The 23,406-nt window shown below is 64.5% G+C and carries 29 protein-coding genes and 1 tRNA gene; 7 read left to right on the forward strand and 23 right to left on the reverse strand.

Annotated elements, in window-relative coordinates; translation table 11 throughout:
• Nucleotides 1–3: 3 nt before the first annotated feature.
• Nucleotides 4–1,512 carry an ATPase domain-containing protein gene (locus ASC94_RS11715; RefSeq protein WP_056394640.1) on the reverse strand — a complete coding sequence of 503 codons (1,509 nt, stop codon included), beginning with the start codon at nucleotides 1,510–1,512 and terminating at the stop codon, nucleotides 4–6.
• Between the two features lie 300 nt (nucleotides 1,513–1,812).
• Between ASC94_RS11715 and ASC94_RS11720 the strand changes: the two genes are divergently transcribed.
• From ASC94_RS11720 to ASC94_RS11730, 3 genes are read left to right on the forward strand one after another with little or no spacing between them, the layout of a single operon-like run.
• On the forward strand, nucleotides 1,813–2,985 hold the full coding sequence (locus ASC94_RS11720; RefSeq protein ID WP_056394642.1) for an efflux RND transporter periplasmic adaptor subunit: 1,173 nt from the start codon (nucleotides 1,813–1,815) through the stop codon (nucleotides 2,983–2,985).
• Nucleotides 2,986–2,997: 12 nt separating this feature from the next.
• On the forward strand, nucleotides 2,998–6,138 hold the full coding sequence (locus ASC94_RS11725; RefSeq protein WP_056394644.1) for an efflux RND transporter permease subunit: 3,141 nt from the start codon (nucleotides 2,998–3,000) through the stop codon (nucleotides 6,136–6,138).
• Nucleotide 6,139: 1 nt separating this feature from the next.
• On the forward strand, nucleotides 6,140–7,561 hold the full coding sequence (locus ASC94_RS11730; RefSeq protein ID WP_056394646.1) for an efflux transporter outer membrane subunit: 1,422 nt from the start codon (nucleotides 6,140–6,142) through the stop codon (nucleotides 7,559–7,561).
• A gap of 33 nt (nucleotides 7,562–7,594) precedes the next feature.
• On the opposite strand, the gene ASC94_RS11735 is transcribed toward ASC94_RS11730, so the two are convergent.
• Nucleotides 7,595–8,083, reverse strand: coding sequence for a GNAT family N-acetyltransferase (locus ASC94_RS11735; protein WP_082616422.1), 489 nt, complete (start codon nucleotides 8,081–8,083; stop codon nucleotides 7,595–7,597).
• 124 nt (nucleotides 8,084–8,207) lie between these two features.
• Here ASC94_RS11735 and ASC94_RS11740 point away from each other — a divergent pair, with 124 nt between their 5' ends.
• Nucleotides 8,208–8,819, forward strand: coding sequence for a TetR/AcrR family transcriptional regulator (locus ASC94_RS11740; protein ID WP_056394648.1), 612 nt, complete (start codon nucleotides 8,208–8,210; stop codon nucleotides 8,817–8,819).
• A 10-nt stretch (nucleotides 8,820–8,829) separates the two neighbouring features.
• Nucleotides 8,830–9,540: a fumarylacetoacetate hydrolase family protein gene (locus ASC94_RS11745; RefSeq protein WP_056394650.1), complete on the forward strand. Its 711-nt coding sequence runs from the start codon at nucleotides 8,830–8,832 to the stop codon at nucleotides 9,538–9,540.
• On the opposite strand, the gene ASC94_RS11750 is transcribed toward ASC94_RS11745, so the two are convergent.
• Nucleotides 9,537–10,367 carry a Sir2 family NAD-dependent protein deacetylase gene (locus tag ASC94_RS11750; protein ID WP_056394652.1) on the reverse strand — a complete coding sequence of 277 codons (831 nt, stop codon included), beginning with the start codon at nucleotides 10,365–10,367 and terminating at the stop codon, nucleotides 9,537–9,539. The two genes, ASC94_RS11745 and ASC94_RS11750, sit on opposite strands and share 4 nt — an antisense overlap.
• A gap of 62 nt (nucleotides 10,368–10,429) precedes the next feature.
• On the opposite strand from ASC94_RS11750, the gene ASC94_RS11755 reads away from it, so the two are divergent.
• A tRNA-Pro gene (locus tag ASC94_RS11755) sits at nucleotides 10,430–10,506 on the forward strand.
• A 95-nt stretch (nucleotides 10,507–10,601) separates the two neighbouring features.
• On the opposite strand, the gene ASC94_RS11760 is transcribed toward ASC94_RS11755, so the two are convergent.
• The 20 genes from ASC94_RS11760 to ASC94_RS11855 all read right to left on the reverse strand — a co-directional run bounded on the left by ASC94_RS11760 (nucleotide 10,602) and on the right by ASC94_RS11855 (nucleotide 22,877).
• A complete protein-coding gene (locus tag ASC94_RS11760; protein WP_082616423.1) occupies nucleotides 10,602–11,735 on the reverse strand; it encodes a tyrosine-type recombinase/integrase in 1,134 nt (377 codons plus the stop codon).
• The gene (locus ASC94_RS11765) at nucleotides 11,732–11,947 is read right to left on the reverse strand and encodes a DUF4224 domain-containing protein (protein ID WP_056394656.1); all 216 of its coding nucleotides are present in this window, start codon (nucleotides 11,945–11,947) and stop codon (nucleotides 11,732–11,734) included. Before ASC94_RS11765 ends, ASC94_RS11760 begins: the two co-directional genes overlap by 4 nt.
• Nucleotides 11,948–11,978: 31 nt before the next feature.
• A complete protein-coding gene (locus ASC94_RS11770) occupies nucleotides 11,979–12,191 on the reverse strand; it encodes a hypothetical protein (protein WP_056394657.1) in 213 nt (70 codons plus the stop codon).
• A 3-nt stretch (nucleotides 12,192–12,194) separates the two neighbouring features.
• The gene (locus ASC94_RS11775) at nucleotides 12,195–12,821 is read right to left on the reverse strand and encodes a hypothetical protein (protein ID WP_200955643.1); all 627 of its coding nucleotides are present in this window, start codon (nucleotides 12,819–12,821) and stop codon (nucleotides 12,195–12,197) included.
• 34 nt (nucleotides 12,822–12,855) lie between these two features.
• Entirely contained in the window at nucleotides 12,856–14,433 is a 1,578-nt protein-coding gene (locus ASC94_RS11780) for a DNA cytosine methyltransferase (protein WP_056394660.1), read from the reverse strand.
• Nucleotides 14,430–15,593 carry an RNA-directed DNA polymerase gene (locus ASC94_RS11785; protein ID WP_056394661.1) on the reverse strand — a complete coding sequence of 388 codons (1,164 nt, stop codon included), beginning with the start codon at nucleotides 15,591–15,593 and terminating at the stop codon, nucleotides 14,430–14,432. Before ASC94_RS11785 ends, ASC94_RS11780 begins: the two co-directional genes overlap by 4 nt.
• A 206-nt stretch (nucleotides 15,594–15,799) precedes the next feature.
• Nucleotides 15,800–16,171 carry a four helix bundle protein gene (locus tag ASC94_RS11790; RefSeq protein ID WP_056394664.1) on the reverse strand — a complete coding sequence of 124 codons (372 nt, stop codon included), beginning with the start codon at nucleotides 16,169–16,171 and terminating at the stop codon, nucleotides 15,800–15,802.
• A 12-nt stretch (nucleotides 16,172–16,183) separates the two neighbouring features.
• The gene (locus tag ASC94_RS11795) at nucleotides 16,184–16,795 is read right to left on the reverse strand and encodes a DUF1566 domain-containing protein (protein ID WP_056394666.1); all 612 of its coding nucleotides are present in this window, start codon (nucleotides 16,793–16,795) and stop codon (nucleotides 16,184–16,186) included.
• A gap of 61 nt (nucleotides 16,796–16,856) precedes the next feature.
• Entirely contained in the window at nucleotides 16,857–17,267 is a 411-nt protein-coding gene (locus ASC94_RS11800) for a DUF1566 domain-containing protein (protein WP_056394668.1), read from the reverse strand.
• A gap of 18 nt (nucleotides 17,268–17,285) precedes the next feature.
• Nucleotides 17,286–17,630 carry a hypothetical protein gene (locus ASC94_RS11805; RefSeq protein ID WP_056394670.1) on the reverse strand — a complete coding sequence of 115 codons (345 nt, stop codon included), beginning with the start codon at nucleotides 17,628–17,630 and terminating at the stop codon, nucleotides 17,286–17,288.
• A gap of 38 nt (nucleotides 17,631–17,668) precedes the next feature.
• The gene (locus ASC94_RS11810; protein WP_056394672.1) at nucleotides 17,669–17,869 is read right to left on the reverse strand and encodes a hypothetical protein; all 201 of its coding nucleotides are present in this window, start codon (nucleotides 17,867–17,869) and stop codon (nucleotides 17,669–17,671) included.
• Between the two features lie 10 nt (nucleotides 17,870–17,879).
• Entirely contained in the window at nucleotides 17,880–18,707 is an 828-nt protein-coding gene (locus ASC94_RS11815) for a DUF2303 family protein (RefSeq protein ID WP_056394674.1), read from the reverse strand.
• The gene (locus ASC94_RS11820; protein ID WP_056394677.1) at nucleotides 18,704–19,054 is read right to left on the reverse strand and encodes a hypothetical protein; all 351 of its coding nucleotides are present in this window, start codon (nucleotides 19,052–19,054) and stop codon (nucleotides 18,704–18,706) included. The genes ASC94_RS11815 and ASC94_RS11820 overlap by 4 nt, the downstream gene beginning before the upstream one ends.
• 22 nt (nucleotides 19,055–19,076) lie before the next feature.
• Entirely contained in the window at nucleotides 19,077–19,418 is a 342-nt protein-coding gene (locus tag ASC94_RS11825; protein ID WP_056394679.1) for a hypothetical protein, read from the reverse strand.
• Nucleotides 19,419–19,429: 11 nt separating this feature from the next.
• Nucleotides 19,430–19,594: a hypothetical protein gene (locus ASC94_RS11830; RefSeq protein WP_157201390.1), complete on the reverse strand. Its 165-nt coding sequence runs from the start codon at nucleotides 19,592–19,594 to the stop codon at nucleotides 19,430–19,432.
• A 162-nt stretch (nucleotides 19,595–19,756) separates the two neighbouring features.
• Nucleotides 19,757–20,011 (reverse strand): hypothetical protein, encoded by a 255-nt coding sequence (locus ASC94_RS11835; RefSeq protein WP_056394683.1) that lies wholly within the window; start codon nucleotides 20,009–20,011, stop codon nucleotides 19,757–19,759.
• Nucleotides 20,008–20,448: a hypothetical protein gene (locus ASC94_RS11840; RefSeq protein WP_056394685.1), complete on the reverse strand. Its 441-nt coding sequence runs from the start codon at nucleotides 20,446–20,448 to the stop codon at nucleotides 20,008–20,010. Before ASC94_RS11840 ends, ASC94_RS11835 begins: the two co-directional genes overlap by 4 nt.
• A gap of 10 nt (nucleotides 20,449–20,458) precedes the next feature.
• The gene (locus ASC94_RS11845; protein WP_082616424.1) at nucleotides 20,459–21,163 is read right to left on the reverse strand and encodes a DUF1566 domain-containing protein; all 705 of its coding nucleotides are present in this window, start codon (nucleotides 21,161–21,163) and stop codon (nucleotides 20,459–20,461) included.
• 429 nt (nucleotides 21,164–21,592) lie between these two features.
• The gene (locus ASC94_RS32495) at nucleotides 21,593–22,042 is read right to left on the reverse strand and encodes a hypothetical protein (protein WP_157201391.1); all 450 of its coding nucleotides are present in this window, start codon (nucleotides 22,040–22,042) and stop codon (nucleotides 21,593–21,595) included.
• Between the two features lie 46 nt (nucleotides 22,043–22,088).
• Nucleotides 22,089–22,877, reverse strand: coding sequence for a helix-turn-helix transcriptional regulator (locus ASC94_RS11855; protein WP_056394689.1), 789 nt, complete (start codon nucleotides 22,875–22,877; stop codon nucleotides 22,089–22,091).
• A gap of 82 nt (nucleotides 22,878–22,959) precedes the next feature.
• On the opposite strand from ASC94_RS11855, the gene ASC94_RS31745 reads away from it, so the two are divergent.
• Nucleotides 22,960–23,316 carry a helix-turn-helix transcriptional regulator gene (locus tag ASC94_RS31745; protein WP_082616425.1) on the forward strand — a complete coding sequence of 119 codons (357 nt, stop codon included), beginning with the start codon at nucleotides 22,960–22,962 and terminating at the stop codon, nucleotides 23,314–23,316.
• Nucleotides 23,317–23,406: the final 90 nt, after the last annotated feature.

Raw genomic sequence — 23,406 nt, forward strand, 5'->3', positions numbered from 1 at the left:
CGGTCAGGACCTGAGGGGAGCGCCCGCCTGCGCGGCGTCGGTGGACGGGTGGATGTGGGTCGGCACGCCGGTCAGCACGCCGTGGAAGCCGGCCAGTACCGCGCCCACCTTGGGACCGTCCTTGGCGATGCTGAATTCGCGCAGCGAGCGTTCGTGCTGGCTGCCGCGCTTCTTGAACACGGAGATGGCTTGCCGCACTTCGCCTTCGGATTCGAAGTAGCGCAGCATCACCACGTTGTCGGCGATGTAGCTGGCGTCCACCGAGGTGGTCATGGCGCCGCCTATCATGCCCGCCTGCACGCCCACCACGATGGTGACCACGCCGCACTGGCCCAGGTAGGTGAGCAGCTCGTGCAGGTAGGTGGACAGGAAACGCTCGTCCGGCACCGCGTTCAGGTAGCCGTTCAGGCTGTCGAGCACGATCACGCGCGCGCCGTTGCTGGCCGATTGCACCACCGCCTGGGTAAACTGGCCCGGGGTGAGTTCGGCCGGGTCCACCTGCTGCACCGTGAGCAGGCCGTCGGCAATCGCCTGGTTCAGTTTCAGCCCCAGGCTTTCCGAGCGGTTCAGCATATTGTTGCGCGCTTCCTCGAACAGGAACATGGCCGCGCGCTCGCCGCGCTGGCAGGCTGCCGAGACGAACTGCGCCGCCACGGTGGACTTGCCGCTGCCGGGCGGGCCGGCCACCAGGGTGCTCATGCCTTCCTCCAGCCCGCCGCCCAGCAGGGAGTCCAGCTCGGGCAGGCCGCTGGAGAGCTGGCGCCGGGTGCCGGTGCCGCGCGTTTCGGCCGCCACCAGGCGCGGGAACACGTGCAGTCCACCGTACAGGATGCGGTAGTCGTGCGAGCCGCCGCGGAAGGCAATGCCGCGGTATTTCACCACCCGCAGGCGGCGCCGCTCGCTGCCGTAGGACTGGCTGGCCAGCTCCAGCGTAACCACGCCGTGCGCCACGCTGCGCACTTGCAGGTCGGTGCTGAGGGCGGTGCGGTCGTCCAGAAAGATGGTGGTGCAGTTGCGGCTGGTGAGGTACTGCTTGAGCGCGAGCACCTGGCGCCGGTAGCGCAGCGGGCTTTCGGCCAGCAGCTGCAGTTCGGACAGGGAATCGAGCACGGCGCGGGTGGGTTTGTATTTTTCGATCGCCGCCAGGATGCGCTGGGTGGTCGTGCCCAGTTCGATTTCGGACGGGTGGAAGATGGAGTATTGCTGGTCCGGGTCCAGCGAGGCCTGGTCGGGGATGATTTCCTCGATGTGAATGCCATCCAGCGTCCAGCCGTGCGACTGGGCCACCGAGCTCAGCTCTACCGTGGTCTCCGCCAGCGTGATGTACAGCACGGATTCCCCCTGGCGCTTGCCCTCGTTCAGGAACTGCAACGCCAGGGTCGTCTTGCCGGTGCCTGGCTCGCCTTCGACGAGATACAAGCGGTCACGCGTCAGGCCTCCCGCCAGTATGCTGTCCAGGCCAGGGACGCCGGAAGAGAGAAAGCGGCCCGGGTCGATATTTTGCTGTTCCATAGTGGTTCGCCATTGGGATATAGGTCGTGAAAATAATAACGCAGGCAAGAAAAAGGCACTGTACGTTAGAGCACATATGGCACCTAGTTGACTCTGGAAAACTACATCTGGTTACAATTGTGATGGATGAAGCATTGCCGATTTACTACAATGGCGCCGTGTTACCGGCTTTACTCCCCGCTGCGGTTCCCCTGCTGCAGCGTTTCAACCCGCTGCGAGCGGGTTTTTTTTCTTGACAGACTTAGAATGATCGTTCATTCTATAAAAAGAGCAATGTCTGACAACTGTCGAAGGCGAACGATGAAACCGATTTCCCTGATCCTGATTTCCGCAGCCGCGCTCAGCGCGGGCTGCCAACCCACCACTGCCGCAGCACCTGGCGCCGGACCGGCGCAGGTGGCGGCCGTGGCCGTCCATACCGTAGCCCCGCGCAGCCTGGCCATTACCACCGAACTGCCGGGCCGCACCACGGCCTACCAGGTGGCCGAAGTGCGTCCGCAAGTGGGCGGCCTGGTCCAGAAGCGCCTGTTTGCCGAAGGGGCGGACGTGAAGGCCGGCGCGCAGCTGTACCAGATCGACCCGGCCACTTACCAGGCCGCGTACAACTCCGCCAAGGCGGCGCTGGCCAAGGCCAAGGCCAACCTGATGGCGGCCACCCCGAAGGTGGCGCGCTACAAGGACCTGGTGGCGATTGAAGGCGTGAGCCGCCAGGACTACGACGACGCGGTGGCCGCCGCCGAGCAGGCCAAGGCCGACGTGGAAGCGGCGGCGGCGGCGCTGGACACCGCCCGCATCAACCTGGAGTACACCAGGGTGGCGGCGCCGATCTCCGGCCGCATCAGCCGTTCCAACGTCACGCCGGGGGCACTGGTGACTGCCGGCCAGGCCGGCGCGCTGACCACCGTGCAGCAGCTGGACCCCATCTACGTGGACGTGACCCAGTCCAGCACCGAGATGCTGCGCCTGAAGCGCGAGCTGGAAAGCGGCAGCCTGAAGAAGGACGGCGGCCAGGCCAGGGTGACCCTGCTGCTGGCCGACGGCAGCAGGTACGCCCAGGAAGGCAAGCTGCAGTTTGCCGACGCCAGCGTCGATCCCGGCACCGGCAACGTGGTGCTGCGCGCGCTGTTCCCCAATCCCAAGCATGATCTGCTGCCCGGCATGTTCGTGCGCGCCGTGGTGGAGAGCGGCGTGGACGAGCAGGCCATCCTGGTGCCGCAGCAGGGCGTGACCCGCAACGCCAAGGGCGAAGCGACCGCGCTGGTGCTCAACAATGAAGGCAAGGTGGAGCAGCGCGTGCTGGCCACCGGAAGTACCGTGGGCGACCAGTGGCTGGTGAAGTCCGGTCTGGCGGCGGGCGACCGCGTCATCATCGACGGCTTGCAGAAGGTGCGCCCCGGCGCCCCGGCGCAGGTGGCCGCCGCCCCTGCCTCCGCCCCGGCCCAGGCCGCGGCAACCAAGCGCGCAGCGCAGTAAGCGGGGCAGACCATGGCACGTTTCTTTATTAACCGGCCGATCTTTGCCTGGGTGGTGGCGATCGTCATCATGCTGGGCGGCGTGATCGCCATCCTCGGCCTGCCGATCGCGCAATACCCGAGCATCGCCCCGCCCGCCATCACCATCAGCGGCGCCTATCCGGGCGCCTCTGCCAAGACGGTGGAAGACGCCGTCACCCAGGTCATCGAACAGAAGATGAAGGGCATCGACGGCTTGCGCTACATGAGTTCGAGCAGCGATTCCACCGGCGGCATCAGCATCACGCTGACCTTCAACAACGGCACCAATCCGGACATCGCCCAGGTGCAGGTGCAGAACAAGCTGCAGCTGGCCACGCCGCTGCTGCCGGCCGCCGTCACGCAGCAAGGCCTGGTGGTGTCCAAGTCCACCAAGAACTTCCTGATGGTGCTGGGCTTCGTGTCGGAGAACGGCAGCATGAAGCAGGCCGACCTGGGCGACTACGTGGCTGCCAACGTCATCGATCCCCTCAGCCGGGTGGAAGGCGTGGGCGACGTGACCCTGTTCGGTTCCCAGTACGCCATGCGCATCTGGCTCGACCCGAGCAAGCTGCAAAGCTACCAGCTGACCCCGGCCGATGTGACGGCCGCCATCACCGCGCAGAACACGGAAGTGTCGGCCGGTGAGCTGGGCGGCGCGCCGGCCGTGCCGGGCCAGCAGCTGAACGCCACCGTGTCGGCGCAGAGCCGCTTGCAGACCGCCGAGCAGTTCGGCGCCATCCTGCTGAAGACCACCGCCAGCGGCGCCACCGTGCACCTGCGCGACGTGGCCCGCATGGAACTGGGCAGCGAAAACTACAACACCGTGGCGCGCTTCAACGGCAACGCTGCCACCGGCGTGGCGATCAAGCTGGCCACCGGCGCCAACGCGCTCGACACGGCGAAAGCCGTCAACGCCAGGATCGGGCAGCTGTCGAAGCAATTCCCCGCAGGGATGAAAGCTGAAGTGGCGTTCGATACCACGCCCTTCGTCAAGCTCTCCATCGAGGAAGTGGTGAAGACGCTGGTGGAAGCGGTGGTACTGGTATTCCTGGTGATGTATCTGTTCCTGCAGAACTTCCGCGCCACCCTGATCCCCACCATGGCCGTGCCGGTGGTACTGCTGGGGACCTTCGGCGTGCTCTCCGCGCTGGGCTACTCCATCAACACGCTCACCATGTTCGCCATGGTGCTGGCCATCGGCCTGCTGGTGGACGACGCCATCGTGGTGGTGGAAAACGTCGAGCGCGTCATGACGGAAGAGGGCTTGCCGCCGAAAGAGGCGACCACCAAGTCCATGAGCCAGATCACCGGGGCGCTGGTGGGCATTGCGCTGGTGCTGTCGGCCGTGTTCGTGCCGATGGCGTTCTTCGGCGGCTCCACCGGCGTGATTTACCGCCAGTTCGCCGTCACCATCGTCTCGGCCATGACGCTGTCGGTACTGGTGGCCATGGTGTTCACCCCGGCGCTGTGCGCCACCCTGCTCAAGCCGGTGGCCCAGGGCCACCAGCCCGCCAGCACCGGCTTCTTCGGCTGGTTCAACCGCAGCTTCGAGCGCGGCAGCAGCAAGTACGAAGGCTGGGTGGGCGGCATGCTGAAACGCGGCAAGCGCTCCATGCTGCTGTACGGCGTGCTGCTTGCCATCCTGGCCGTGGTGTTCATGCGCCTGCCGACTTCCTTCCTGCCGGAAGAAGACCAGGGCGTGCTGTTCGCGCAGATCCAGCTGCCGGCCGGCGCCACGCAGCAGCGCACCTTGAAAGTGATCGAGCAGGTGGAGCAGCATTTCCTGACCAATGAAAAGCAGAACGTAGCATCGATCTTCACCGTGGCCGGCTTCAGCTTCGGCGGCAACGGCCAGAACACCGGCATCGCCTTCGTGCGCATGAAGGACTGGGCCGAGCGCCCTGGCGCGGAGGGCAACGTGAAAGCCATCGTCGGCCGCGCCATGGGCAGTTTCTCGCAGATCCGCGACGCCTTCGTGTTCGCCTTCGCGCCGCCTGCGGTGCTCGAGCTGGGCAACGCCAGCGGCTTCGACCTGCAGCTGCAGGACCAGGCCGGCCTGGGACACGAAGCGCTGATGGGCGCCCGCAACCAGCTGCTGGGCATGGCGGCCAAGAGCCCGCTGCTGGTGGGCGTGCGCCCCAACGGCCAGGACGACACGCCGCAGTACAAGATCACCGTGGACCAGCAAAAGGCGACCGCGCTGGGCTTGTCCGTGGCGGATGTGAACCGCGTGCTGAGCACCGGCTGGGGCTCGTCCTACGTGAACGACTTTGTCGACCGCGGCCGCGTGAAGAAGGTCTACCTGCAAGGCCAGCCGGATTCACGCATGGCGCCGGAAGACCTGGGCAAATGGTTCGTCCGCAACAACGCAGGCGAGATGGTGCCGTTCGCCGCCTTCGCCAGCGGCCAGTGGATCTACGCTTCGCCGCGCCTGGAACGCTTCAACGGCTTGTCGTCGGTGAACGTGCAGGGCATGCCGGCGCCGGGTGTCAGCTCAGGCGCAGCCATGGCCGAAGTGGAAAAGCTGGCGGCCCAGCTGCCGCCGGGCATCGGCTTCGAGTGGAACGGCCTGTCGGTGGAAGAGCGCGCTTCTGGCTCGCAGACCACGGTGCTGTACACGCTGTCGCTGCTGATGGTGTTCCTGTGCCTGGCCGCGCTGTATGAAAGCTGGTCGGTGCCGTTCTCGGTGCTGCTGGTGGTGCCGCTGGGCGTCATCGGCACGGTGCTGGCCACCTGGGGCTTCCACCTGGCGAACGACGTGTACTTCCAGGTCGGCTTGCTGACCGTGGTCGGCCTGGCGGCGAAGAACGCCATCCTGATCGTGGAATTCGCCAAGGAGCTGGAAGAGCAGGGCATGGCGCTGAGAGAAGCCACGCTGAAGGCAGTGCGCCTGCGCCTGCGTCCCATCCTGATGACTTCGATCGCCTTCGGCCTCGGCGTGCTGCCGCTGGCCATCGCGAGCGGCGCCGGTTCGGGCAGCCAGAACGCCATTGGCGTGGGCGTCCTGGGCGGCATGCTGACGGCCACTTTCCTCGGCATTTTCTTCGTGCCGGTATTCTTCGTGCTGGTGCGCGGCCTGGTCCGGAAACGGAAACCCGCCGCCGCTGCCGGCACCGCAGCAGGAGCACACTGATATGCAAAAGACGTTACTTTCCCTGGCCGCCGCGGCGTGCGCCGCGACCTTGTTAAGCGCATGCAGCCTGGCGCCGGTGTACCAGCGTCCGGCGGCGCCGGTGGCGGCAGGCTGGCCGCAAGGCGACGCCTACAAGCCCGCCCCGGTGGCGGCAGACGCCAAGCCGGCCGCCGACATCGCCTGGCGCGACTACTTCGCCGACGAACGCCTGCGCCAGGTCATCGCGCTGGCGCTGGCCAACAACCGCGACCTGCGCGTCTCGGCGCTCAATATCGAGAAGGCGCGCGCGCAGTACGGCATCGAGCGCGCCGCGCTGGTGCCCGGCGTGACCGCGTCCGGCGGCCAGAACGCCACCCGCACGGCGGACAATATGACGCCAGGCGGCCAGGGACAACTGAGCCGCCAATACACCGCCAGCCTTGGCGTGTCCTACGAGCTGGATTTCTTCGGCAAGGTGCGCAGCCTGTCCGAGGCGGCCCTGCAGCAGTACCTGGGCACCGAGGAAGCGCGCCGCGCGCAGCAAATCAGCCTGGTGGCGGAAACGGCCGGCACCTGGCTGACTCTGCAGGCCGACCGCGAGCGCCAGCGCCTGGCGGCCGACACGCTGAAGAGCCAGCAGATCAGCTATGAGCTGAGCAAGCGCCGCTTCGACGCGGGCGCCACGTCCGGCCTGGACATGTACGAAGCCCAGACCAGCGTGGAAGCGGCCCGCAACGACATGGCGCTCTACACCGCGCAGGTGGCGCAGGGCGAGAACGCGCTGGCGCTGGTGGTGGGCGCGGCGGTGCCGGCCGAGCTGCAACAGCAGCAGGCGCCGCTGGCCAGCGTGGCGGCGATGGCTGAACTGCCTTCCGGCCTGCCGTCCGACTTGCTGCAGCGCCGCCCGGACGTGCTGGGCGCCGAACGCACGCTGCAGGCGGCCAACGCCAACATCGGCGCGGCGCGCGCGGCTTTCTTCCCCAGCATATCGCTGACCGGCAGCGCCGGCAGCGCCAGCAGCAACCTGTCCGGATTGTTCAAGGCCGGTTCGGGCACCTGGAGTTTCCTGCCGCAGATCAGTCTTCCCATCTTCAACGGCGGCGCCAACACGGCCAACCTGGCCGTGGCCAAGGTGGAGCGCGACATTGCGGTGGCGCGCTACGAGCAGGCCATCCAGTCTGCCTTCCGGGAAGTGGCGGACGCGCTGGCCCAGCGCGGCACGCTGGACGAGCGCCTGGCGTCGCAGGTGGCGCTGGCCGATGCGTCGCAGAAGAGCTTCCGCATCCACGAGGCGCGCTACCAGAAGGGTTCGGAGTCTTACCTGAACGCGCTGGTGTCGCAGCGCGCGCTATACGCTGCACAGCAAAGCCTGATCTCGGCCCGCCTGGCGCGCGCCGCCAACCAGGTCACCTTGTACAAGGTGCTGGGCGGCGGCTACCAGTAATGATGGGGCAGGGCGACGCTTGCGCAGGGGGTGTTACGCCGGCTGCCATTCCATGGCCGCGTACAGGCCGTCCAGTCCCTGCATGATGAAGTCGCAGCGCTGGCAAAGCCGCTGCGCCGGGTTGCCCAGCAAGACGTTCATGCGCACCGGCAGGTGCAGGCGCTGGCCGTGCGCCTGCAGGCCGCGCAGCAGGCCCCGGCCGATGCCGCGTCCCCGGTATTCGGGCAGCAGCGTGATGTCGATCAGCCGCACTTCGTCGTCGCTGTACTGCACGTACAGCCGGCCGATCGGCCGCTCGCGCTCGACGATGATGGTGGCTTCGGCGTCCGGATACTGCAGCTGGAAATCGGTCTGCTGCGCCTTGAATTGGACGGTTTGCAACATCGCCTCGGTGGCCGCGTCGCAGCCATGCAGGCGGAACTCCGTGCCGCGTGCGCTGGCATACAAGCGCTGCAAAAAGGCCTGGTCGGCCAGCGTGGCTGGGCGCAGTTCAATGGATGGCGCGGTCTTGTAGGTCATCATGGACGACACCCTGTGCTGGTTTGTGTTGTCTTTATGGTATCACCAATCGGGCCTGCTGTTGTACGCCAAATTGACAAAATGCGCGGCGTTGGCCACAGTACCGCATCGAACACGAGGAACCCTCATGAGCACCACCGAAAAACGCCATCTCGACCCGGAGCGCGCCCTGGTGCGCCGCAAGCAGGTGCTGGACGCTGCGGCCGCCTGTTTCGGGCGCAGCGGCTTCCACGGCGCCAGCATGGCCGAGATCTCCAAGGCGGCCGGCATGAGCGCCGGCCATATCTACAACTACTTCGACAGCAAGGACGCCATCATCGCGGCCTTCGTGGAGCAGAACGTGGAGCGCGTGTCGCAGCTGATGCGCGACCTGGAGCAGCAGGCCGACCCGCTGCAGTCCATCGTGGACGACGCGCCGCGCCACGTCAGCGAGCACCTGGACCCCAACACCTGGCCGCTGGCGCTGGAGATTTCCGCCGAAGCGGCGCGCAATCCCAAGATCGCCGAAGTGGTGCACGACGCCGACCGGCGCTCGCGCGCGCAGTTCCGCGCCATCCTCAAGGCCTCGCGCGAGCAAAAAGGGCTGGCGGTGGACGACGACACCATGGACGGCCTGGTCGAGGCCATGATCTGCATCTTCCAGGGACTGGACCTGCGGGTGGTGCACAATCCCAAGCTGAACGAAGCGGCGCTGGCGCGCTACATGGGCATCGCCATGAAGGCGATGCTGTTCTCATAAAAAGGACACGATGAGCTCTCCCTACATCTTCCCCGCCCACGACATCGCCGGCCTGCCGGTAGCCGGCACGGACGCGCTGTTCCCGGTGCGCCGCATCTACTGCGTCGGCCGCAACTACGCCGGCCACGCCCGCGAAATGGGTTCCGACCCGACCCGCGAACCGCCGTTCTTCTTCTGCAAGCCGGGCGACACCATGGCCGTGCTGCCGGTGCCGCCGCAGGGCGTAGCCGAGCTGCCGTATCCCCCCAGGACCGGCAATTACCACTACGAGTGCGAACTGGTGGTAGCCATCGGCAAGGGCGGCAGCGACATCGCCGTGGAGGACGCGCTGCAGCACGTATTCGGTTACGCGGTCGGCCTGGACATGACCCGGCGCGACCTGCAGGGCCAGATGAAGGACGCCGGGCGTCCATGGGAAATCGGCAAGGCCTTCGATTACTCGGCGCCCATCGGCGTGATCACGCGCGCGGCGCAGGCCGAAGGCATCGCGCAGGCGGCCATCACGCTGGAAGTGGACGGCGCGGTCAAGCAGTCCAGCCACATCACGCACCTGATCTGGTCGATCAGCGAGACCATCGCCAACCTGTCCACGCTGTTCACCTTGCAGCCGGGCGACCTGATCTTCAGCGGCACGCCGGAAGGCGTGGGCGCAGTGGTGCGCGGCCAGACCATGGTGGCGCAGATTGACGGTTTGGCGCCGATCGCGCTGAAAGTCGTCTAAAGCTTTTCCATGGCGGCGGCGATGGCCCGCAGGCCGTCGAGCGCGCCCATGGCGATGCCCACGTCTTCTCTTCCCGGCACCTGCGGCTCGCGCGGATTGATGCGCACCAGCCGCCCGCCGTGGCGCTGCACCACGCCGTGGCTGAAGCGGCGCACCGACGGAATCGCGGTGCCCGCGCCCAGTTCCACCACCACCGGGCGGCGCACCCGCGCCAGCCAGGCCTGCATGCGCGCCTCCTGCGCCGCCGCGCGGCGTTCCAGCCATGCTCCATCGCCGAACATCAGGATATTCGGCCGCGCCAGTCCGCCGCAGTGCGGGCAGGCGGGCGGCGCGTTGCGCAGGCGGCAGGCATCGGCATCCACCGCCGGCACAAAGCCGTCCGCGCGCCAGATGTCGCCGCAGCAGGGCCGCAAGCACTGCAGATGGTGGATCGAGCCGTGGCACTCCAGCACCCGCTGCGGGTCGAAGCCAGCCAGCTGGAACTGCCCGTCCACATTGCTGGTGAAGACGCTGGCGCCATGTTCCATGCCTTCGCCCCAGGCCCGCAGCAGCGCGAAGCCCGCGTGCGGCACGGTGGCGCGGTACAGCGCCAGCCGGTGGCCGTAGAAGCCCCAGGCCAGCGCCGGGTCCGCGCGGAACGCCCGCGGCGAGGCGATGCTGCTGAAGTCCAGCCGCGCGCGGCCCAGCGCCGGATAGGCTGTCCAGAAGCCCTCGTTGCCGCGAAAGTCGGGCAAACCCGAGTCCACCCCCATGCCGGCGCCGGCAGCCACGATGAGCGCATCGGCCTGGGCAATCAGCGCCGCGGCAGAGTTGATGGAATTAATCATACGTTAAGCATAAAGCACTCTTACCAAAATCCCAAACCTGCTGCTATAATGCTTTCGTTCGTCGGGGCGTAGCGCAGCCTGGTAGCGTACTTGCATGGGGTGCAAGGGGTCGTGTGTTCGAATCACACCGTCCCGACCAGATAAATCAAAGAGTTAGCAACGAAGCTGTATAAAAGCCCAGTGCTGTATATTAGACGATTGTCTAATATCCACATCGGGCTTTGTTGTTTCTGGCTACTTTTCACCGAGCCATGGTAGGTCCATGCTGATCCCTGAAACGTCCGCGATGACCTCCTTGATGTAGATGTCGGTGGTCTTGCCCGACGTGTGCACCAGGCGCCGCTGGATATCGTCGCGGTGCTCGCCGCGCCGCGCCGCATCCGTGGCAGCCAGCGCGCGGATGTCCTTGAACACCACGTCCTCCGTCATGCCGATGCGCTCCTTCGCCCTGTCCCACATGGACGACAGGCCTGTCTTCGTGTACGCCCCACCCTGGCGCGTAGGGAACAGGTAGCGGCTTTTGGCCGCCTTCCCGCCGTAGGTCTGCTTGATCCGGCGCGCGCGGTCCAGCACCTCCTGGATGGCCGGCGTGACCGTGATATCCACCATCTTCCCGCTGGACTTCTGGGTCTTGCTCGGCTTGATGCGGATCCGCCCGTCCTCGATCTGGTCTTCCTTCAGCAGGCGGATGTCGATGGCGCGGGCCCACAGAAGGTAAGAGATGTCGATGATGCAAGCGAACATTGGCCCGCTGGGATTGGGCTGCGTCTTGCCGGTGTCGGCGCGCTCCTTGCTGGTCATGCCGGCCGCCCGGATCGCGCGCACCTGGTCGTGCGTGGCCAGTACCTCGCGCCGGCCGGTTTTGTAGCTCGACATATCCAGCTGGTCGATGGGGTTGTCCTGGCGCAGCCCCAGCTCGCCGATGATGAACTTGAACAGCTTGCTCATCAGGGCGGCCAGCTTCTTGGCGGTGTTCGGCGTGGCGCGGTAGTTGTCGCGCAGGAAGCCGGAGCAGTCCTTGGTGGTCACTGCGGCCGCATGGAACTCCTCGAACTCGTCGGCGATCACGTCCAGGTAGCGGCAGTAGGTCTTTTTCACTTCCTCGCTGTAGTCGCCCAGCATGTGCGCCTTGAACTCGGCGCAGGCGTACGCCATCGAACCTTCCAGCACGCGCTTGTCGCCCTTCAGCGCCGCCAGCGCCATGAGCATCGCGCTCTCGCCGTCAGCGGCGCTGCACAGGCGGATCCACTTCTGCTCGCGCCCGGTGGCCGGGTTCCGCATCGGCAGTGCGGGCAGGAAGTAATACGCGCCGTGCTTCAGGTACACGCGCTGGGGGAGGGCCTTGTTTGCTTTTCTGCGGCGGTTCATCGTCTTGCGGACTTCCGTTGTGGGGCCGGTGCCGCGCTGGCTGCCGACGGGTGGATCAGGTGCATGCGCAGCACGCGCACGGTGTTGTCGTGCAGCCGCAGGGCCGGTATGCCCAGCAGCTTGAGCGCGCGCAGCTGGAGCGCTGGGCGGCGGTAGTGGGTGAGCTGGTAAATCTCATCATCCGAGAGGATCAGCTCGTCCATGGTCGTCATAGCGGGATTCCCCTTTCTGCTTGTCGGTTGTTTATTGGGGTGGTTCGACCAGGGTCAATTCGCAGGGCCGCACCGGCTCGGCGCTGCCCTCCAAGTAGACGGTCATTTCGCTGTCACCCTTGTGCCAGTGCAGGCCCGCAATGAAGTGCAGCAGGCCGCGATACTCCACCTGGCGCGCCAGCTGCTTGGCGCGGTGGAGCCGCAAGTCGTGCTTGTCGGCCTCATCCTGGGACATGTCGGCCATGGCTCACCACCAATTCCAGAGCGCCAGCACCAGGAACGTGCCGTAAATAGCGGCCAGCTCGCTGATCATGCGGCGGCGCGGAGCCTTTCCTGCCGTTGCTGGCGACGCAGCGGGCTTCGCCGGCAGTCCCAGATATTCGCGCCACGGCACTTTGGCGCCGTCTACCATAAAGCCCCAGGTGCCGCGATAGCGGCCGGTTATGAACATGGTCCATGCACCGCCCGGCTCCAGGGAGGTGATGCGGTGGTACTCGCCGTACTTCAGCGTCGCTGTGTCGCCGGCCAGTCGCGTGTAGAGGTGGTAGACCCTGTTCTCCCGGCGCGCCTCGGTGTAGCCGCCCTTGAGCACGATGGTGCGGGCGTTCCACGGATGGTCATGGAGATCACGGTCTTGGTCCGGCAGCACGATGTGGTGAATCCGGATGGAGATCGGAAACCGCCATGCTTTGCGGTCTGCGCCCGACTCGCCGGTGTCCGGGTAGGGGTTGAAGAGCCAGGCCCGGTCCATGTACAGCTCGCCGTCCTTGATGATTGGGCTGTACGGTGTGCGCTGGGCGCGGCGGATGAGCCACTTGGCTACGGCGGGGCGTGCTGCGATCTGGGCAATGAAGTTCCATATTGGCGACGACATGGTTATACCTTTCAAAGTGTACGGAGTTGCTTGCTCAGGCGGCCCTGGCGAAGCGGTAGGGCGGCTGATAATTCGCGGCGATCACAGCGCGGCCAAGTTTTGGCGGCACGGCGTTGCCGCACATGGAGACCTGGGTGGCCTTGCTGAAGACGCGGCCATCGTGCCCACGATCGATGATGTAGCTGGGCGGGAAGCTGCTGGCGTTGTACAGCTCGCGCGGCGTGAGCATGCGCAGGCAGATATCGACGACGACATATGGGTCGCCCTTGATCCACACCGTGACCACCGCCAGGCGGTCTTTTGTGGTCGCGGTGGCCATCGGCTCGCGCAGGTCGCCCCATTGCCCGCCCTCGCCGTAGTACCGGATCAGGAATGCGGCGCAGCGCAGTGCGCCTTCCTCGGCTTCCGGTGACAGCGTGTATTCCACGACGGCATGGTGCTGGCCGCCGGCGCTGATGGTGTGGATCGGCTCGCGCAGATCGCGGGCATCGCAATTGCCGCGCAGGTGCAGAAGGTGTGCCAGCACCGGCCGCTGCTGACTGCCGGTGTTCGTCACGGTTGATAGCGGCTCGCGCGGGTCCCGCGCTGGCGTGCTGTTGAACCCGCTGTTCGCCTGGTCGATAAACGCGGCCACCAGGGTCGGCTGCACCACTGCAAGTGCTCCGCCCTTTGGCCACGCAGTGATGGTGCGCAGCGGCTCGCGGATCGAATCGATGGTGTCGCGGGACCAGTTGGCGATAGGCACGATGAAGGGATCACCGCTGTCCAGTACGTGCTTTTTCAGGCCGAGCGCAATCCGGTGCATCGTGGCGTCCGCGAGCGGCTTGGGGCGGTCGAAGATCGATTTCCCGGGCAAGCTCCAGTCGATGTGCTTGCTGACTGCCTCCCAGCGCTTCTGGCCGCGCTTGGGCACCTTGAAGTGGGTTGGTTCTGGCCAGATGATGGGCGCGCCGTCGCAGCGTGCCACCATGATGAGTCGCCGGCGCGTAGTGGGTGCGCCAAAGTCGGCGGCGCAGAGTATGCGGTCTTCGACCTCGTAGCCATTCGCTCGCAGCAAGCTGATGAACTTCTTCCACGTCTGGCCAATACGTTTCGGGTCGGGCACCAGGAACTGCTGCTCAACCGGCACGCGCTCGCCTGGGGCTGCGACGCTTCGGTCGAGCTTGACCACGCGGCCGGTGGTCTTGCAGCGCTTGGCGACGAGCGGCCCCCACTGGCGGATCTGCTTGACGTTCTCCAGCGTGATGACGCGCGGCCGCTTCTGGCCAGCCCAGCGAATCCCGATCCAGGCCAGCCCCCGCAGCTTCTTGCTCCGAGGCTGGCCGCCTTTCGCCTGGCTGTGGTCTGTGCAGTCGGGGCTCATATGGAGCAGCCCGACGGGGCGGCCACGCGTGACCTTGATCGGGCAGACGTCGAACACGTCCTGACAGTGGTGTTCGGTTTGCGGATGGTTGGCGGCGTGCATGCTGCATGCGTCGTCGTTGTGGTTGACCGAGATATCGACATGGCGGCCGGTGGCCTGTTCGATCGCTTCGGACATGCCGCCGCCGCAGGCGAATTCATCGACGATCAGTTCGTCGTCAAGAGGCAGAATGAATTGAGGTGCGCTCATGTTGATTTCCTATAGGTCTTGGTGAATGCCTGGTTGACGCTATGCCCGCGCCGCAGCACGGCACGCGCCAGCGCGGCCCTGTCCTGGTGACTGGCCGACGCCTGGCGCAGCAGGCCGAAGTAGCTGTTCGCGGACGTGTAGACGTCGTCCGGCTCGATGCGGCTCACGCGGTGGATGGCCTCGTTGACGGTGCGACGCCGGGTGTGGCTGCGCCACGGCTTGATCACGTGGCCGACGAAGTCGACGCCGCGGTCCACCGGCTGCAGGATGGTCTTGGACGGGTTCAACTGGGCGTGCAGCACGTCCGGCAAGAATTGCTCCACGTCGGCCAGCGCCGTGTTGAGCCACTGCGGTGATTCGTGCAGCAGCACGAAGTCATCTACGTAGCGGATGTAGTGCCGCGCGCGCACCTGGTGCTTGACGTGCTGGTCCAGCTTGTCCAGGTAGATGTTGGCGAAGAACTGCGACGACAGGTTCCCGATGGGGAGGCCCAAGTGCGCCGGCTGGTTGCCCAGCCGCTTGTGCGCGGGAACGCGGTGCAGCAGGTGCGGCGCACCGCGCAGCTCGTAGTCCAGGCGCGGATCGTGGAACAGGATGGTGTGCGCCAGCTGGCGCCACCACGGCGCCGTGACGCGGGCGGCGATCTGCTCCCACAGCACCAGCTTGTCGATGCTGACGAAGAAGTTGGCCAGGTCGCATTTCAGGTACCAGACTGGCAGCATCCAGTTCTGCGTGGCGCTGCGGATCTTCGCCTCCAGCCGCTGGGCTGCGTAGAGTGTGCCGCGCCCTGGAATGCACGCGCAGCTGTCCTGGTTGAACGAGGCGTAGAAGCGCGGCGAGATGCGGTTGTACAGAAGGTGGTGCACGACACGGTCCCGGAAGTCCGCCGCCCACACTTCGCGGGCTTTGGGCCGGGTGACGACGAAGCAAATTGAGCGGCCAGGGCGATAGATGCCGGCGGCCAGCTCGTCGTGCAGTTCGATCAGATTGCGCTCAAGGTGCAGCTCGAAACCCAGCGCGCTGGCCGAGTTCCGTTTGTTGCGCCGGCAGTCGAAATACGCGACCGCCAGCTCTTCGAGGGTGAAGTCCGCTTCGTATTGATCTGCGGACAGCGCGCGCCCGGCCCTCGGCCGACTTGTGGTTGTTGTTCTGGTTGCCATCGTTGAAGTTCTGGTTCCACGCGTTGTTAGGGTTCGGGGCGTACTGCGTCCATTCGTGCTATCTACGTCGCCCCGCCGAAGGCCTGCGGCCGATCAGCGGGGAAACTGCGCCAGGCCTGGCCGGACGCCGCCGGCTGGTTCCTGTGGTGCGCATGGCGGTGGCCTTGTGAGCCAGCGGCACGACCAGATTAAAAATCGCACGGTCGTCACCGCCTTGACGGTGGCGCTGCAGGCGACGATGCGGAATGCTTGCGCCAGCCATTGCCTTGCCTGCCGATCTTGTCCGTGAGCTCGAAGCCCCGGCTGTACTGGCCGGTGGAGATCGCGCGCAGGTCGCGCGCCAGGCGGAACAGCAACTCCGTCACCTGGACTCGCTCCAGCAGCATGTCGAGGTGCGGCGTTTTCGCCGTGGCGCAGTTGGCGCGGTAGACCAGGATGGTCAGGTTGAAGCACTCCTCGTGCAGCTTGCGGCCCAGGGTGGCCTTCAGCTCGCGGGGCATGTGCTTCGTCAGTTCCATGGTCAGCAGCATCAACTCGTAGGTCAGCTTGTAGATCGGTAGTTCGGTATGGATGGCCATCGAATTAATGAATCACTGAATAATTAATCTGCGGACAGCGCGCGCCCGGCCCTCGGCCGACTTGTGGTTGCTGTCCTGGCCGCCACCGACGAAGACCTGGCCCCACGCGTTGTCAGGGTTCGGGGCGTACTGCGTGCTGGACCAGTACCAGCCCTCGGCGAACAGCTCGGGCACGTTCGTCCACAGCAGGCGCAGTTCGCGGCGGGACGGCAGGTAGAAGTCGCACAGCTCGCCAATCTCGATATCGGCTGCCCATTCGGCGGCTGGGTGCGAGTGCTCGGAGCGGATCAGTGCCACGGTGTTGGCGAAGCCATCGAACTCGCTGCAGGCGTCCTTCATGTCCTGCCCTGGCGAGCCCCAGGCGATTTCAGCGTTGTAGGCGGCCGGGTCGGTGGGTACGATCAGGTGGTAGTCGGACTGGCCGTCCTCGCCGCGCATGATGCCGGCGTAGATACCGCCCTGGCCCGGCCACTCAGCGCCGATGCGCGGCACGGCCATGAAGGGGGCTGGCGCGGGCTTCTTGCCCATCACGCGGTCCAGCCAGGCGCCTACCAGCGAATCGGTCGGCACGGTGAGGTGGCCGTCGCCGATGTCCACGGTGATCATTTTGTGCACTACTTCCATTTTTTACTCCAGCGGTGTGGTTGAGCGCCGGGCTGCTCGCCCGGTTTGAATTGATGAAGGACTAAATTGGCAATCTGCGGACAGCGCGCGCCCGGCCCTCGGCCGACTTGTGGTTGAGGCTCTGGAAGCCATCGTTGAAGTTCTGGCCCCACGCGTTGCCAGGGTCCGGGGCGTACTGCTCGGAAGACCAGTACCAGTCCGGCTGGAACTGGTCCTTCAGGTTGCCGAACAGGATGGCCTGCTCGCGGCGGGTGGGCAGGGCGCCGCCGACTTCGGCTGCCGCCGCCATGGCCTGGTCCCAGGTGAACTGCTTGTTGTCGCGGCTGGCGATCAGGAACAGGTGGTAGTCGGGCTGGCCTTCCTCGCCCCGCACGATGCCGGCATACATGCCGCCGTCGGCTTCCGACTCCTCGCCGATACGCAGGTATTGTGGTTTCAGGGCAGTGGCCGCTTCTTGGGTGATGGTTTCCATGTGACTCTTTCGTGATGGTTACGCGCCGACGGTGGCGCAAAATACTTCTACTTGTGCTACTGCCTTGTTCAGCTTGTTCAGCGGCAGGAAGGGCAGGCGGGCATCGACGCCCGCCGCTCCCTGACGCAGCGCCAGCGCTTCGCTGTCCGTGAGCCCCACCTTGCCGATCCGCTCGAAGCGGTCGCAGATGGCGTTCATGGTCCTGCTGGAGCTGTCCAGCGCCGGGCACTCCATACCCGCCGTGGCCAGCGCCGCCAGCATCTTCGATACTTGGTTGTACGAATCGGGCGACGGCGCGGCGATCAGCGTCTCCACCGACGTGCGCAGCTCCAGTGCCAGGCGGTCCCGGGCTTCGGAAGTCATAGGCACGTTGCCCGGCGGGAGTTGGCGGCGCATGGCGACTACGCGGCGACGGCGTGCTGCAGCTGCGCTACGGGCATGGCCCATGGCTCGCCGTTGAGGGTGCCCGGCACCTTCACCAGCGCCACGCGGCAGCCGTTGCTCAGGTCCGTCTTGAAGCTCAGCACCTGGCCGCGCTGCGGGCCGTGGTCGGTGTCGAAGCTCACGGGCGTGCCGATAGTGATGTCTTTAGTCTGATCCATCGTTCGCTCCTTACGGCCTGCCCATCAGCACCGTGAAGCCGGTCGCCTGTGCCGATGCCACGTAGCCAGCGAACGCTTCCTCGATGGCGTTTTCAGCGCGGTCCAGTTCGTACCAGAACTTCACCTTGCTGGCGGTCAGGCGGTACTTCAGGCGCGCGCGGATTTTGTAGCCAACGCCGTTCTTGAACAGGCGGAGGCCGATAGCGAATTCACGCGGGATTTCCAACGTGCCGTCGGCGCCTGCGGTGGTGCTGACGTTTTCGCTGTAGCCCAGCTGCACCTGGCCGTTGTCCAGGCGGCGGTGGCTCTTGAAGCTCACTTCGGACTTTGCCTGCAGCGTCAGCGCCACCGCCATCAGCGTTTCGCCGGACGGTTCGGCGATATCGGCGATGTTGTCTTCGAGGAAGGTGGCGAATTCTTCCTGTTCCATGGCCTTGCCGCTGTGCGACAGCCAGTTGGCGAACTCGCGGGTGAGCTCGGCCTTGTAGACGGCGCGGTGATCGCGCCAGCCTGGCGTCTCGTCGTCGGAGTAGTGGTCGTTCAGCACCGCCGTGAGGGTGCGGCTGGCGGTGTCTGCGTAGATGTAGCAGCGGGTGTTGCTAGCCTGGTCCAGCAGGTACTTGCTCAGGCTCTCCATGGAGTCGAGATGGCTCGTACCGGCCTTGCGCTGGGGCGTTTCCGCGACGGCATGGATCACCTTGGTGAGGTCGATGTGCTGGTAGCCGGCTGGGGCCACCAGGTGGAAAGTGCCTTCGATCTCTTTCACTTCGGCGCCCGCGTTGGCGAGGTCGCGGATAGTAGAGATCAGGTCGTCGTTCGCTGGGGTGGTGGACATCATTTTGCGGCTTCCTTCAGATTGGATGGTGGTTGGGTGCTGGCGTCGCGCAGGTCCAGCATCGACTGGCGCGGGTGGTTGCGGGACAGCTCGTTGTCATCGGTGAGCCAGTAGAAATCGGAGCCGCGCTCGGGCGTCGGCAGCTTGGCGATGATCTTGTCTTTGATGATCACCTTGTCCACGTCCTGGCCTTTGCCGGCCGGGCCGACGGCGATCTGCAGCGTGACGCTGCCGCCCTTGCCGGTGTCCTTGACGTGCTTCAACAGCTCGTTGAGGTGGCTGCTCAGCTCGCTGTGCGTGCGGCCGTCGCGCAGCTCCTGCAGGAAGACGGCGAATGCTTTGGTGCTCATGGCGTTGGCGTCCTCGGTTCAGTTAGAAGGGCTGGCTCTCGGCCAGCTGCGCGGCGATGACGCTGCCCAAGTCGATGTCGTTGGCGGCGGCCAGGTGGAAGATGTTGATAGCGGCCGATGCCAGCCCGTCGTCGAGCAGCGGCGAGGTCGGCGGAATGGCGGTGACGTGCTTTGCGCGATAGCCCTGACCGGCGCGCACCAGGTCGGCCACCGCCGCCATGATCAGGTCCTCGACGGCAGGCGCCGGCAGCGGCTTCTTGCTGCCTTTGTTCATCGCGGCCAGCACCGCGCTGGCGGATGCCTGGCACTGCTGGTTGAGGATCTGGCCTGCGGTCTGCAGCGCGGGCTTGTTGAGTTGGAACATGGTGAATCCTTTCAGTCGTTGTCGTTGGCTTGCAGCTTTTTCACATCAGGCCGCGCCCGGCGCTGCATGTGCCGGCGTGCCAAACATTTCAGGAGCGCCGCCTGTGCGGGATGCTTCAGCATCTCGTCCAGCGGCACGAGGGAGGCGGTGGCGCGGTGCGCGATCTCCAGCGCCATGCGGTCCGGATCCGGGCGCGCCATGGTTAAAACCCGTGGCGCTGGATACTCCACGCCCTGGCCAGTGCCGTGCCCACGGAGGCGCCGCATTTGCGGTAGTGACGGTAGTACGCAATCAAGGCAAACATCGAGTTCTCCTTCATAGGTCCTGCTACGGATAGGTCAGGCAGCTTCGCCCTTGTGCGCTTCCAGGTGATCCCGCCAGATGCGGTGGCCTTCCTGCATGCCCGAGTAGTAGGCGTCGTCGCTGGCCGTTCCAGGCTGGTACAGGCGCGGGATGGACGTGCGCAGGAACCGCAGCTCCAGCACGGCGCGGACGCCGCGTTTGTATTCGTCGCTGCGCGGGTCGCGCGGACGGTCGAATGCGGCCTTCATCAGCGACTCCACCCAGGCGCGGGAGCTTTTCGGCTGGTTCATGGCGTGCCTATGGTGGTGAGCAGCTTGCGCAGCAGCGCCATCGACTCGCTGGAGACCGCGCCGCTGCGCTCATAGTCCAGATCCACCAGGCGGCACATGTTCGCCAGCTCTTCGCTGTGCGCCATGCGCGCCGCCATGAGGCGCAGCGTCGCTGCCGTGTGGCCGGCCGCGCCCGCCGACACCGTGCGGCCGATGAACTGACCCTGCTGGCTGTAAAGCGTGTAGCAGCCCTGCGTGCACAGGCGCGCCCTCACGCCGCTGGCGCGCTGATGCGCCTCGATGTGAGCGTGGTGGGCGCGCATGCGCTCGGCGAACTGCTGCGCATTGGTGGTCGCGAGCGGGTCGATGACGAAGAAACGGCGGTCGGTGGAATCGACCGGCATCGCGTCGGCGTGGCCGCTCGCGAACACCATGTTCAGGTGGACTTGGGCGTTCATGGCGTGCTGGTCAGGCTGCTGCGGCGGTGGTCTCGGCGGCGGGCGCTGCGGCTTCCAACTGTGCGGCTTCGGCGGCGGAATGGTTGAAGGACTGAATGGGCAATCTGCGGACAGCGCGCGCCCGGCCCTCGGCCGACTTGTGGTTGATGACCTGGTAGCCATCGATGAAGTTCTGGAACCACGCGTAGTCAGGGTTCGGGGCGTACTGCGTGCTGGACCAGTACCAGGTCGGCGTCAGCGCATCCGGCGCGCCGTGCTGGAAGGCCAGCACGCCGGTCATTACCGGGAAGTCTGCGGTGTATTCCTCGCCGGGCGGCACGCTGCTGGCGTTCTTGCCGTCGTCGTAGGCGTAGTTTTCCTCGGTGGTCGGCTTCAGGTGGCGGTAGACCAGTTCCAGCTCGTCGCGGCTGGGGATGTACCAGTCGTTGAAGCCGTCGATGACCAGGGCCAGCGCTTCGGCAGCGAGGACGCTGCCGGCTTCGGCCATGGCGCGCGTGTTCGCCAGGCCGTCGCATAACGATTCGGCGCCGGAGACGCAGGCGCGCTGGGCGTGCCAGGCGGCGGTCAGTTCGCCAGCCTTGGGCGCGACGATCAGCGCGAAGGATTCCCCCGCGACGTTGATGACGCCTGCGAAGGTGCCGCCGCCGACTTGGGCGCCAATGGCGTACGCGAGGTGGGTGAGTGCTGCGGATGCTGCTGGTGCTTGCTGTGCCATGTGGCCTCCATCGGTGGGTGTTGCTGCGATGGATGTATATTAGTCCGACTGCTAACTACGTGTCAACAGTCGGACTAATAAATTGAAAGAAATTTTTAGAACGTTGATTTTTTTGAGCTTTTAGAACGGGGCAGGTTCGTCCGATTGGCGCAGAGTGTAGTGCTGCCAAACTATCTCATCGGCGTTTAGCTCGGGAGCGATGTGGGTGAGATCGAAGGTTGCGTAGCTGCGTGAGAAGCCGCCGATACGCGGGCCTAGAAGGACGATGGGAAGTGCCCGGAATATAAGTTCCGCTTGGCGTAGCATCGCCTGGCCTGTGGCTGGATAGGTGGATTCTTCATCGACCTGTACTACAGCTAAGGTGATGCGTTTGACGGTAATGATTGCGGCGCGAAGTCTCACTTGCTGGCAATTAGTGCTATAAGATTGCTAAATGTCACCACATAGTTCTGACCAACGGTAATCCATTTTCCACTTTTCGCCGTTGTCGATTCGCGCAAACTCATCCGTAACAATATATCTGGCGGGATCACCGTAGCCACCCATGGCATTTTTTGCAGTAACAATACCGCATACCGCACCACTTTCCGGAGAAATAGCTACGCCTGAAAATCGTGCAGACTCGGGGTCTCGCAGCAGTCCGCGAATCCTCGTCTGGGCTTCATCGATCTTCTTTTCATCCGGAGTCTTCTTTTTTTGTGTGGCAATCTTGCTTGAGTCTGGGCTGCCCGTCGAAATACGGTCTATTGCATCAAAACATGCTGATTTTTTGCTGGGTGATTTGATCGCTGAGCAGGCGTCGCGAAGAACATCTTTATCGGATGCGCTCGCTGTTAGTGCGATAGCAAGGATGGGAAGCAATAGAACGACTGTTTTCATGATGAATCACCAAAGTAAAAAACATCAAATTTTTCAGTAACTGATACTAGAGGCGGTCTCTAAAGTTGCGCGCTTGGAAGAATACAATGCGGCCGACTACATCGCATTCGCCGCTTTTGCATGGCTCCTGCCTATATTCTGGGTTGTCTGATGCTAGAAACCACTCGCGGCGTTCGTATTTCAGCCGCTTAACGATTGCTTGTCCACGAAAATTAATAGCGAACATCTTGCCATTCACGCGTGCCTTGTCGCGAAGGTTTATAACGACGACGTCGCCTTCGTACATCGTCGGAGTCATGCTTTCGCCTTTTACCTTAATCGCCAGTAGTGATTTAGGATCAAAATCATTTTCTTCAATCCATTGGCGCGGCATATGCAACTTTTCATCACTATCGAAATTCTCTGCCGTTTCGAAGTTAGTAATACCTGCTTGGAGATGTAGGGCGACCATTCGAATGGGGATAGTGACCGGCGCATGGGCGTCGTCGTCTGTGACCAAGAAGCCTCCCACAGTCTCGGCAGTCATTACAGCCTCTTCGACGTGAGGCACTACGGCCTCGGCGAACTTTGCAGCCTGATCGGCAAGCGTAGGGCTGAAATCGGCGAGCTGTGCGCCCAGAAGGTTGGCCAGCTTGATTCCCGCGTCGACGTTTAGCGGGATTTTGCCATTTAAATACTGGGCCAGCGCGCTCTGCCCAAATGGGAGGTCCTCGCACGCCGCCTCCTGCGATGAGGGAAGCCCTGCGTCGCGACGTTCCTTCTGCCATTTCTGGAAGAGGAATTTCAGTTTCGCTGCTTCGGCGAGTTGTTCATCTGATAGTGGGAGTGCTGGCATTTTTCAACGATATAAGGAAAACTAATAAACTTCAATTAGTCGGACTGTTGACACGCGCTAGCAGTCGGACTAATATGTCCTCATGAACCGAATCTCAAGCATCCGGGCGCAGCTCGGCGTCACCCAAACTGCTATGGCAGATGCCCTGCACGTCACGCAGGGAAACATTTCCCACTATGAACGCGGGCAGGGTGTGCCCCCCGAGGTTGCTAAGCGTCTTATTGCGTTCGCCCTAACTCTGGGGCATGAGGTCTCGTTTGACGATATCTACGGCCCGCCACTTGCGTCAGGTAACCGGGGCGCAAGCGCCGTACCAGATGGTGCCCGCATCGGTCGCCAGGCCATGACCACGAGCACCCTTGAGACTGCCCAGGACAACTTCGGGATCGAGTTAGTGGGTTCGGTGCCAAGGAGCGGTAACGATCGTCGGAGCGGATAAGTTGAGATGTATGGAAAGTAAGCGCCGGCCAAAATTGGTCGGCTATTTTTTGCCCATTTTATTGCAATTGGGAAATTGGGGATGCTCAGA

This window comes from Massilia sp. Root418 (assembly GCF_001425265.1).
In the GTDB taxonomy this organism is placed as follows: domain Bacteria; phylum Pseudomonadota; class Gammaproteobacteria; order Burkholderiales; family Burkholderiaceae_D; genus Rugamonas.